Here is an 11,520-nt window from a genome sequence, read left to right as displayed (position 1 = left end):
TAAGGATGCACGTAAACGGATCAATCAGATCCCGCATTTAAAATGTGCAGGTAAGGAAAAACTACACTCCTCTGCAACCTATGATATGGATCCATTAAAACTTCTTATTAGTGTAAAAGATTTAGGTATTTCTGGCCACAGAGCTGAAGAATGGTTACGTCATAACGCTAATATTGAAGTGGAACTATCTGACCTTTATAATATTTTATGTTTGGTGACATTAGGAGATACGAAAAAAGAAATTAATCTTTTAGTGAATGCATTAACTCGTATGTCAAAAGCATTTGATTCTGAAGCGGCTATAACAGAAGCTTTAGTGAATGTTCCAGAAATTCCAGCTCTTGCTATGTCACCACGTGATGCTTTTTATGCAGATACAGAAGTCGTTCCACTTGCAGAAGCAGATAACTGTATATGTGCAGAATTTATTATGGTATATCCTCCTGGAATTCCAATTTTTATTCCCGGGGAAATAATTACCCAAGAAAATATTCACTATATTCAAATGAATATCGAGGCTGGTTTACCAGTACAAGGTCCAGAAGATACCACATTAAAAACAATTCGTGTTATAAAAGAACGGAAACCGATTTTCTAAACATAACAAGCTAGCTCTCTTTCATGAAGAGCTAGCTTGTTTGCTTATTCACGATAAAACGTCAATAATTCAATTTTTTAGACAACAAAATAGTAATAACTCTTTACAAAAATAAATAGACAAAGAGAGGACAAAAAAATGCCCCAATCACAGCTGTTAAGCCCATAGATAATGAACCAACTGATAATTCCTGTTCCCCATATTCTCTTAATTTAACAAGACCTACCCCATGTGAGGCACTACCTACTGCAACACCTCTACTAACCGCCGAGTCGATTTTGCCATATTTAATGACTAATGGTCCGATAATAGCGCCTACAAACCCTGCAATCATGACAAAAACAGCTGTTAAAGGTGGAATACCTCCAATTGTCTCACTTACCTGCATACCAACAGGCGTAGTTAATGATTTAGGTAAGGCCGTCAGCATCCAGCTAGCTTTAACACCAATCCATTTTAACAATACAAAAATAGTAAATAAGCCTGTGATCATACCTATGAAAAGTCCTGATAAAATAGAATATTTATATTTTATAATAATGGCTCGTTGATTATAGAGGGGATAGGCAAGTGCGACAACAGCCGGTCCAAGCATCTGCTGAAGCCATTCTCCACCTTTCATATAAGTTGCATATGGGATATCAAAAACTAGCAAAATCACTGCACTGACAATCGTTGTTGTGACCAAAGGAATCATGATAGGATGTGGAATTCGCTGATAAAGCTTTGTAAATAAAATGAACATGAAAATGGTGCTAAGGATAACAATCGCTTCAATCAACGGATAACTCCCCCTTTCCTTCTTCAACAGTTGTTTCTGCGTTTTCCTTTTTCGCCAATTCTTTTTTCTCAATGATTTGTGTCAGTAGACCTGTGATATAAATAGAGATTAATGTACTAGCTATAACGGCTAAGATAATGAGCAGTCCAGTCATTGACATGAGTTCTGGATAATCAATAACACCTACTGTTGCAGGTATGAAAAATAACGTTAAGATGCCAATGAGAAAACTTGCTCCATCTTGAATATATTCAACCTTAATGATTTTAAAAATGAGTGAAAGTGCTAATAACAATAATCCAATAACACTTCCTGGAAGAGGTATATGTAAATACGATACTATCCCTACTCCCATATAATAAAAAATGGTTAGTATGCCAATTTGAACAATAATCCGAACAACTCGCAACAATAGTGCAGCAAAATTTTCTTTCAACATTTCGCCACTTTTCACCCCCTATATCGTTCATTCTACATCTGCAGGAATTTTCTGTCTATTGTAATTTTAGAAAAATAATTAGTAAAGATTGAAAAATCTAAGTAATTTTATGAAATGGTATTCAAATTCCTATTCTCCAAAACTTTCATGATGTTGCTGTTGATGATGATACTCTCATACTGATTTTATCAATAGATCACTTAACTGCTTCATTTGCTAATTGTGCCGATTCGGTCCTCATAACTTTTAGAATATTCCAACTAGTAATTTTCAAAATTTTTTTATATAATCGAAAATTACAAAAGATACTAGTTATATATATTACTAAAATTTCCATAATACACAATAAGGTGGGATCTTCTATTATCTTTAAAACATTAAAACTTCAAGCTCGCTTTGCCTATTACAGCAGTTTTTTAATTTTTATTATTGTCATTTTATCAGGCATTCTCTTTTATATGACCATATCTGATGCGTTGCAAACACAAATTGGTAACCGAGCACTATATTTAGCTGAAACAACAGCTAGCAGGGGCGATGTAATCGAAGCGTTTCATACAAATAATCCTTCCGAAAGTCTACAAAAAATTAGCAATGATATTATGCTTGCAGCAAAAGCTACTTATGTTGTAATAGGAGATAAACATGGCATACGCTACACCCATCCTATCGCTGACCGTATTGGTAAAACCATGGTTGGCGATGATAATAACCGAGCATTAATCGATGGTGAGTCTTATATTTCCATTGCGAATGGTTCAATGGGACAATCCATTCGTGGAAAGGCACCTATCTTTGACACAAATGGATCGATTATTGGAGTTGTGTCAATTGGATACTTAACAAGTGAATTAGATAGCTTATATTTTTTATATCTTGATAATATTTTTTATACGATGGTGATTGCATTAAGCATCGGTATAATCGGTTCTATTTTTTTATCCCGTAATATTAAAAAGCAAATTTTTAATTTAGAGCCAAGCGAAATTGCCAGTCTCTTAACAGAAAAAAATACTTTAATTGAATCAGTTCGTGAAGCGATTATAACGGTTAATGAGAAAGGTGAAATCACAACCCTAAATAATGCTGCCGCCAAAATCTTAAATTTAACGGATTCAGCTTCTATCATTGGTGATAATATCGAACAGCATATACCTAATACACATCTTCTTAACGTATTAACGAACGGTGAAAAACAACTTGATAAATTGATGATTGTTAATGGTCATGAAATTATCGTTAACCGTGTACCTATGAAGGTGAATGGTAAAGTTGTGGGCGCTGTTGCAAGTTTCCGATTACAATCAGAAATAGAGCAAATGGCTATCGAATTATCACAAGTAAAACAATATACGGAGGCTTTACGTGCCCAAACACATGAGTTTAATAATGTCCTTTACACAATATCTGGCCTTATTCAATTAAATGCTTCTGATGAAGCACTATCTATTATTCATAAAGAGGTACAAGGACATTCTTCTCTAACCCAATTTATAACAAAGCGTGTAAAGGACCCATTTTTAAATGGTTTAATTATCGGATTTTTTAATCGTGCCCGTGAATTAAAGATCAAATTGATCTTTGATGAGGATAGTTATTTAGAAACCTTTCCTGAAAACATTGAAAAAAGCCTAATTATTTCTATTATAGGGAATTTATTAACCAATGCTTTTGAAGAGGTTGATAAAAACAAAGAGCGACAACCAATTATCAGGCTTTTTATATTAGATAATGGAGAGGAAATCATCTTTGAGGTTGAGGACTCTGGTCAAGGTTTAGCACAAGAAAAATTAGATGTACTATTTTCTGAAAATATTTCCACGAAAGATAGGAAACATCGAGGCTATGGTTTAAGAAAAGTAATTTCCAGCATCCATGATCTAAACGGCACTCTTGCTCTTGAAAAAGGCGATTTAGGAGGTGCCCTATTTATCGTATCTATTAGCAAAAGGGGGACTATGATCCATGAACGATATTGAAGTGCTAGTAATTGAAGATGATGTACGTGTAGCAGACGTACATTGTCGTTTTTTAGAAAAAATTGAAGGCTATAAAGTAATTGCGCGGGCAAACACTGGTGAAGAAGCTTTAGATTGGCTTCAATCATTTTCACCGCAACTTATATTACTTGATGTCTTTTTACCAGATATACTCGGGGTTGATTTAATTGATAAAATTAAAGAAGTAAGCCCAACAAGTAGCATTATTTTGATTACCGCAGCCACAGAGGCACATATAGTACAGAAAGCTTATCGGAAAAATGTTACAGATTACATTTTAAAGCCATTTACATTCGAACAACTAAAAGAGAGTATAGAAAAATTCCGTTACAAGCATTTATTGCTGAAAAATAATGAGAATTTTACACAAGAAAAAATTCAATATCTTTGGCCAAAAGCAGGTTCATCCGGCCCTCAAGAAACACCGTTATTACTACCAAAAGGGATTGATCCAACAACAATGAATCATGTTATTAACCATTTAAGTTTAATGGAGAATGGTAGTACAGCTGAGCTGTTAGGAAAGAATATCGGTGTCAGCCGTTCCACCGCTCGTCGTTATTTAGAATTTTTAGTTACACAAAAGCAGGTCTATACTGAACTGACTTATGGCACAGTTGGTCGTCCTGAACGACGATACTTTATTTCTCAATAAACTTTATGAACAAAATGATGTTAATTCACATTATTATCACAATATTCCTAAAATTATGAAGTAAGTTATAGTATGGGTAGCGCTAAATTGATAGCGCTACCATTTTATTTTTAAGGGGGATTTTTATGTGGAGGAACATTTCTAAAATAATGGTAGCTGGCTTACTATTCACTAGTTTGGTTGGCTGCTCATCATCAAATGGAGAAAAAACAGAGGGAAAGAACGCCAGTGATTATCCGAAAAATAATATTACCATTGTTGCTCCATCTGGTGCTGGTGGTGGCTGGGATTTAACCGCTCGTGCAGTAGCAAAAACCATGAATGACACAGGGTTAATTGATAAGGCAATTCAAGTTGAGAACAAGCCCGGTGGTGGTGGTGCTGCCTTCATGGCAACATTTGCTACAAAGGAGGCCAATAATGATTATATGTTAATGGTTAAATCACCACCGATCCTTATAAATCATGAAAAGGCTGAAGGAAATAGTAAATTTGGCTATAAGGATACTACACCTTTAGCACAATTAACACGTGACTATGGCGCAATCGTTGTTAAAAAGGATTCTCCTTTTCAAACGCTTGAAGATGTTTTAAATGCCATGAAAACTTCACCAAAAGATGTCACATTAGCAGGTGGTTCTGCACCGGGTTCGATGGATCATCTAGTAGGAATTATTCCGGCTTATAAAGCGGGCATTGACTTAAAAACAATTAAATATGTTTCTTATGACGGTGGCGGAGAGGCGGTTACAGCATTATTAGGTGGCAATGCTGATGTTATTGCAACAGATGCCTCCACAATTGCTACTTATGTTAAATCTGGAGATGTTCGTGTATTAGCTGTAAGTTCCTCTGAACGCTTAGAAGGTGAGCTAGCAGAGGTTCCTACATTTAAAGAGTCTGGTATTGATGAGGAATTTACAATTTGGCGTGGTATTTTCGGTCCAAAAAATATGAGTGAAGATGCGATTACCTATTGGTCTGAAAAATTACAGGCAATGTCTGAATCAAAAGAATGGCAAGCTGAGGTGACACGTAATGGCTGGCAAGCAGAATACCGTAATGCGGAAGAATTTACAGCTTATCTAGACAATCAAAATAAAATAATCATTGAACTACTTACAGCTCTTGGTATGCAAAAATAAAAAATCGTTTTTTAAAAAAGACACAAGTATTTCCATTAAATATAGAACTACTTGTGTAACTTTATCTATTTTTAATGGAGGTGTAAAACGTTTGAGCTATACATTTGATAAAACATTTAGCATAATCCTCTTAGCACTTAGCATTTTGTTTATTTTTCAAGCAACACAGATTTCTGATAGTGCTTATGGGTCTACAGTTGGGCCAAAAATTTTCCCATTAGGTTTAGGTATTATTTTAGGTTTATTAAGTCTTCAATTATTTTATGAATCATGGAAAAAAGCTGTGAGAGAGCGAAACACAGGACCAACAACTTCTTCTAAAATATCTTCAACAGAGCTCAAAAAATTCTTAATCATTTTGGGTAGCGCTCTTGCGTATGTATTTTTCCTTGAAAAAATTGGTTATATGATAACAACATTTTTATTTTTGTGTATTAGCTTCCAAACAATGGAACGCACTAAACTTATTTATTCAATTTTTATTGCAGCTGGATTTTCACTAGGCGTCTATTATTTATTTACAAGTTTACTAGGAGGATCGTTGCCTAGTTTCCCAATTTTTTAGTACAGGAGTGAACATTATGTCGACATTGCAATTTTTAGCTGATGGATTTGCTGTTGCCCTTCAATGGCAAAATCTTTTATTCGCTCTTGTTGGTGTCATAATTGGTACAGCAGTTGGTGTACTTCCTGGTATAGGTCCAATGAGCGGGGTTGCTTTATTAATCCCCGTTACAGCAACTATTACAGCTGGACTTCCAACGGAGGCTGCCGCTACAAGCTCAATTATTTTACTTGCAGGGGTATACTACGGAGCCATGTATGGTGGATCAACAACATCCATTCTATTAAACACGCCTGGTGAGTCCTCATCAGTTGTGACAACATTGGATGGCTATCAAATGGCTAAACAAGGCCGTGCTGGAAGTGCTCTTTCTATCGCGGCCATTGGCTCATTTTGTGCTGGAGTTGTAGCGTTACTAGGTCTAATACTATTAGCTAATCCATTGTCAAAATTAGCACTTAAATTTGGACCCGCAGAATACTTTTCTCTGATGCTATTAGGACTTGCAGCAGTAAGTGGACTAGCAGGACGTTCTATTACCAAAGCTTTAATCATGACTGTTTTAGGGCTTATGCTCGGGACAGTTGGTATAGATGCCGTATCAGGTATCGAACGTTTTACATTTGGTCAGCCTATGCTGTTCTCTGGAATTGAATTTTTAACTATCGCTGTTGGTTTATTTGCATTAGGTGAAGTATTTAAAACCATTCTTGAAAAAGAAGAAGAGGATGGTCAATTAGCAAAAATTAATCGTGTATTACCAACAAAGCAAGATTTAAAGGATAGTGCTGTTCCTATTGCTCGCGGCTCATTACTAGGCTTTTTCATCGGTGTATTACCCGGTGCAGGCGCAACACTTGCCTCATTCTTTTCTTATATTACCGAAAAAAAATTCAGTAAAACACCCGAGCAATTCGGAAAAGGTCATATTGCGGGTGTAGCTGGACCTGAATCAGCGAACAATGCTGCATCAGGCGGTGCAATGATTCCCTTGCTAACATTAGGAATTCCCGGCTCAGGTACTACTGCAATTTTAATGGGTGCACTTATTATGTATAATATTCAGCCGGGTCCATTATTATTTGATGAGCATCCTCAAGTTGCTTGGGGATTAATTGCCAGTATGTTTATTGGTAACTTAATGTTACTAGCATTAAATATGCCATTGGTCCGAATTTTTGCCAAAATAATCGAAACACCTAAAAAGTATTTATTGCCCATTATTATTGCGATTTCAATTTTTGGCGTTTATGCCGTTCAATTCGCTACGTTTGATTTATTTTTATTAGTAGCTTGTGGTGTTCTTGGTTATCTATTTGCTAAAAATGATTACCCAGTTGCTCCCTTAGTCCTTGCACTTGTACTAGGGCCCATGATTGAAAATAATATGCGCCGTGCATTAACCATTTCGAATGGAGACTTTTCTATTTTTATAACAAAGCCTTTATCATTACTATTTTTAGTGGTTGCAATTTCTTGGTTACTTATACCACTGGTTATGAAAATACGTGGTAAAAATGTACTTATTAATGAAGAAGGTTAAAATTTAAAAACCCACTATGCTTCTATAAGTATAGTGGATTTTTACTTTTCTATAATGCGTGGCCAGAGCCACCATCGATATTAACTGAAGTGCCTGTAACGTAGCTCGCTGCATCAGATACTAAAAAAGTTATAACGTTTGCAGCCTCTTGTGTATCACCTACACGACCGAGCGGAATAGCTTGCCCCACCTTACGGGAATATTCTTCCCACGATAAATCCGGTTCTTCTTTTTTCCATTTCTTTTCAATTTGGTCACTACGAATAAGACCTATACAGACAGAATTTACTCGAATATTATCTTTTCCTAAATCCTTGCTCATTGCCTTTGTTAAGGCAAGTCCAGCAGCACGGCTTACAGTAGTAGGAAGTGAGCTTGCTGGAGGTGTCTTCGCCATTACAGCTGTCACATTGACGATTGCACCTCCGCCAGCTTTTCGCATATAAGGTGCCGCATATTTTGAACAATGAATGGCCCCAAATACCTTTAAATCTAAATCAGCTTGCCATAATTCACTACTCACCGTTTCGAAGGGATTTGCTGAAGCGGTACCTGCATTATTAATGAGAATATCAATATGGCCAAATTGTTCTACAGTACGTTCGATTAAATACTTACAATCTTTTTCTTTTGTAATATCTGTTGGAACAATTAAAACATCTATACCTGTTTCATTTTTAATACATCCAGCTGCCACTTGTAGCTGTTTTTCTCCACGAGCACACAATACAACCTGTGCTCCCTCTTTGACAAGCTGCATAGCCGTATAATAACCAATTCCTTTACTTGACCCAGTAATAATTGCCACTTTCCCCTTTAAGCCTAAATCCATCATTATCACTCCAAATTATTTCGAATATTCCTAACAATATCTTTACTTTAACAAAATTACGGTCAATATACAAAAAACGGCTACAAAGCATTTGCTTTATAGCCGTTAGAACTGTTACCATTATTTTTTTGCTACAATGTGAATTGGGTTGCCAAGTAGTACTTCAGCAGTTTCCATTGTAATTTCACCTAATGTTGGGTGAGCATGAATTGTTAATGCGATATCTTCAGCAGTCATTCCGCCTTCAATAGCTAAGCCCATTTCAGCGATCATATCAGATGCACCAGCACCTACGATTTGAGCACCAATTAATAAGCCGTCTTCTTTACGAGCAACAAGCTTCACGAAGCCTTCTGATTGGTTTAATGCAAGAGCACGACCATTTGCTGCGAATGGGAATTTCGCTGCTGTGTATTCGATGCCTTCTGCTTTTGCTTGATCTTCATTATAACCAACTGTTGCCATTTCAGGATCTGTGAAGCATACAGCAGGTACAGCAAGATAATCAACAACTGATTTTTCACCAGCAATCGCCTCAGCAGCAACTTTACCTTCGTAAGATGCTTTATGTGCAAGTTGTGGACCAGCTACGATATCACCGATTGCATAGATGTTTGGAATATTTGTACGACATTGTTTGTCAACATTGATTAGACCACGTTCACCGAATTCAACTCCGATTTCAGCAAGGCCCATTTCATCTGTATTTGGACGACGACCTACAGTAACTAATACGTAATCAGCTTCAACCTTTTTCTCTTCTCCGCCAACTTCATAAGTTACTACTACGCCGTTTTCAGTTTCTTCAACGCCTTTTGCAGACGCGTTAACTTCAATCTCAACGCCTTTCTTTTTAAGGCCTTTTTTAACGATTTGAGTCATTTGTTTTTCGAAGCCAGCTAAAATATCTTTTCCGCCTTCAATAATTGTTACTTGAGAGCCAAGGTTTGCGTAAGCTGATCCTAGCTCTGTACCAATATAACCTCCACCGATAACAACTAATTTACCAGGAACTTCTTGTAAAGAAAGTGCACCAGTAGAATTTAGTACGCGATCAGAGAATTTGAATGTTGGAATCTCAACTGGACGAGAACCTGTTGCAATAATGACATTGTTAAATGTGTAAGTTTGAGCAGATTCACCATTGATGATACGCACTGAATGAGCGTCAACGAAATAAGCTTCACCTTGTACAATTTCAACTTTGTTTCCTTTAAGTAAGCCTTCAACACCGCCAGTTAATTTTTTAACAACGCTGTCTTTAAATGCTTGTGCTTTTGAGAAGTCTAATTTCACATCAGAAGCGATGATTCCCATGTCATCTGAATGTTTAGCTTGCTCAAAACGGTGACCTACCGAAATTAATGCTTTTGATGGGATACAACCTACGTTTAAGCACACACCACCAAGTACATTTTTTTCAACGATTGTTACTTTTTGGCCAGTTTGAGCTGCACGAATTGCTGCTACATATCCTCCAGGACCTGAACCAATGACAAGAGTATCTGTTTCGATTGGGAAATCTCCTACTACCATTTTTGTTACGCCTCCATTAATAATAATTCTGGCTCACTTAACAAACGCTTTAAGTGATTTAAAGCATTTTGCGCAGTGGCTCCATCGATCATACGATGATCAAAGCTCAATGATAATGCTAACACAGGTGCGGCTACAATTTCACCATTTTTTATTACAGGTTTTTCTGAAATTCGACCAATACCTAGTATTGCTACTTCAGGATGATTAATTACTGGTGTGAACCATTGTCCTCCTGCAGAGCCAATATTCGTAATGGACATGGAAGCACCTTTCATTTCATGTGGCGCAAGCTTGCCTTCACGGGCTTTCGTCGCTAACTCATTGATTTCATTAGACACTGCAAATACAGATTTACGATCTGCATGCTTAATAACTGGTACTAGTAGGCCTCTTTCAGTATCAGCAGCAATACCGATATTATAGTAATGCTTCTGAATAATTTCTTGTGTAGCATCATCTAATGAGCGGTTAAATTCTGGGAACTCGCGTAAAGTTGAAATAAGAGCTTTAACTACATATGGTAAGTATGTTAATTTAACACCTTTTTCAGCAGCGATATCTTTGAATTTTTTACGATGTGCTACAAGAGCTGTTACATCGACTTCATCCATTAGTGTAACATGAGGAGCCGTTTGTTTCGAGTGTACCATTGCTTTTGCAATCGCTTTTCGAATACCAGACATTTTCTCACGCGTCTCAGGGAATTCCCCTTCAAGAACTACTGGTGCTGCCGGTGCTGCTGTCTCTTCCTGCGCCGTTGCTTCAGTTGCTTCAACATTTGCAGCTTGAGCTTCTACAGTACCTCCACCTTTTAAGAAGTTTTCAATATCTTCTTTTAGGATTCGACCATTTTTACCTGTACCCTTCACTTCACGAATGTTAACATCGTTTTCACGTGCAAATTTACGTACAGAAGGCATTGCAATCACACGTTTTGATTCATCAACAACAGTCTCCACTTTGTCTGGAGCTTTATCTTGAGCTTTTTCTGGTGCCTTCTCCTCGTTTGTAGGAGCTTTTTCTACATTCTGACCAGATTCAGCAGTTGCTTGAACTTGTGCTTCTGTTTTCGCTTCAGCATGATCGTCACCTTTAAGCTTTAAGTCCTCATAACCAGGTGCATCAAATCGGATTAAGACATCACCAACAACGGCAACAGTCCCTTCTCCTACTAAAACTTCCTCTACTTTACCTTCTACTGGTGAAGGGATTTCTACTACTGCTTTATCATTTTGTACTTCACAAAGAATATCGTCTTCTTTAACTGTATCTCCAGCTTTAACGAACCATTTCACGATCTCGCCTTCGTGAATACCCTCGCCAATATCCGGTAGTCTGAATTCAAATGCCATGTGTACCCATCCTTTCTATTCACTCTTCTTACGAAGCTTTATCACAATGTTAAAACTTTTTTCGCTGTTTC

11 protein-coding genes are annotated in these 11,520 nt (G+C 36.9%); 6 read left to right on the top strand and 5 right to left on the bottom strand.

Annotated elements, in window-relative coordinates; translation table 11 throughout:
- On the top strand, positions 1-598 hold a 598-nt coding region (locus RT445_RS08565; RefSeq protein WP_483869411.1), incomplete at its 5' end, for an Orn/Lys/Arg family decarboxylase.
- A gap of 103 nt (positions 599-701) precedes the next feature.
- On the opposite strand, the gene RT445_RS08560 is transcribed toward RT445_RS08565, so the two are convergent.
- Positions 702-1,379: an LrgB family protein gene (locus RT445_RS08560; protein ID WP_274795810.1), complete on the bottom strand. Its 678-nt coding sequence runs from the start codon at positions 1,377-1,379 to the stop codon at positions 702-704.
- Complete coding sequence (locus tag RT445_RS08555; protein WP_274795809.1) at positions 1,372-1,818, bottom strand: CidA/LrgA family protein; 447 nt, start codon at positions 1,816-1,818, stop codon at positions 1,372-1,374. The genes RT445_RS08560 and RT445_RS08555 overlap by 8 nt, the downstream gene beginning before the upstream one ends.
- Before the next feature lie 350 nt (positions 1,819-2,168).
- Here RT445_RS08555 and RT445_RS08550 point away from each other — a divergent pair, with 350 nt between their 5' ends.
- From RT445_RS08550 to RT445_RS08530, 5 genes are all read left to right on the top strand, one after another.
- A complete protein-coding gene (locus tag RT445_RS08550; protein ID WP_274795808.1) occupies positions 2,169-3,797 on the top strand; it encodes an ATP-binding protein in 1,629 nt (542 codons plus the stop codon).
- Positions 3,784-4,473 (top strand): response regulator, encoded by a 690-nt coding sequence (locus RT445_RS08545; protein WP_274795807.1) that lies wholly within the window; start codon positions 3,784-3,786, stop codon positions 4,471-4,473. The genes RT445_RS08550 and RT445_RS08545 overlap by 14 nt, the downstream gene beginning before the upstream one ends.
- A 125-nt stretch (positions 4,474-4,598) precedes the next feature.
- On the top strand, positions 4,599-5,618 hold the full coding sequence (locus RT445_RS08540) for a tripartite tricarboxylate transporter substrate binding protein (protein ID WP_274795806.1): 1,020 nt from the start codon (positions 4,599-4,601) through the stop codon (positions 5,616-5,618).
- Between the two features lie 91 nt (positions 5,619-5,709).
- A complete protein-coding gene (locus RT445_RS08535; protein ID WP_274795805.1) occupies positions 5,710-6,183 on the top strand; it encodes a tripartite tricarboxylate transporter TctB family protein in 474 nt (157 codons plus the stop codon).
- 16 nt (positions 6,184-6,199) lie between these two features.
- Positions 6,200-7,726, top strand: coding sequence for a tripartite tricarboxylate transporter permease (locus RT445_RS08530; RefSeq protein ID WP_274795804.1), 1,527 nt, complete (start codon positions 6,200-6,202; stop codon positions 7,724-7,726).
- 49 nt (positions 7,727-7,775) lie between these two features.
- Here RT445_RS08530 and RT445_RS08525 read toward each other — a convergent pair whose 3' ends face one another.
- The 3 genes from RT445_RS08525 to RT445_RS08515 form a co-directional block, all read right to left on the bottom strand.
- Entirely contained in the window at positions 7,776-8,558 is a 783-nt protein-coding gene (locus tag RT445_RS08525) for an SDR family NAD(P)-dependent oxidoreductase (RefSeq protein ID WP_274797274.1), read from the bottom strand.
- A gap of 120 nt (positions 8,559-8,678) precedes the next feature.
- Positions 8,679-10,094 carry a dihydrolipoyl dehydrogenase gene (gene lpdA, locus RT445_RS08520; RefSeq protein ID WP_274795803.1) on the bottom strand — a complete coding sequence of 472 codons (1,416 nt, stop codon included), beginning with the start codon at positions 10,092-10,094 and terminating at the stop codon, positions 8,679-8,681.
- 5 nt (positions 10,095-10,099) lie between these two features.
- Complete coding sequence (locus RT445_RS08515) at positions 10,100-11,449, bottom strand: dihydrolipoamide acetyltransferase family protein (protein ID WP_312506824.1); 1,350 nt, start codon at positions 11,447-11,449, stop codon at positions 10,100-10,102.
- Positions 11,450-11,520 lie beyond the last annotated feature (71 nt).

Source organism: Lysinibacillus sp. (assembly GCF_032093475.1).
Lineage (GTDB): Bacteria > Bacillota > Bacilli > Bacillales_A > Planococcaceae > Lysinibacillus > Lysinibacillus irui.
Note: the sequence above shows the minus strand (reverse complement) of the source record. Positions and strands in the feature narration are given on the sequence as shown.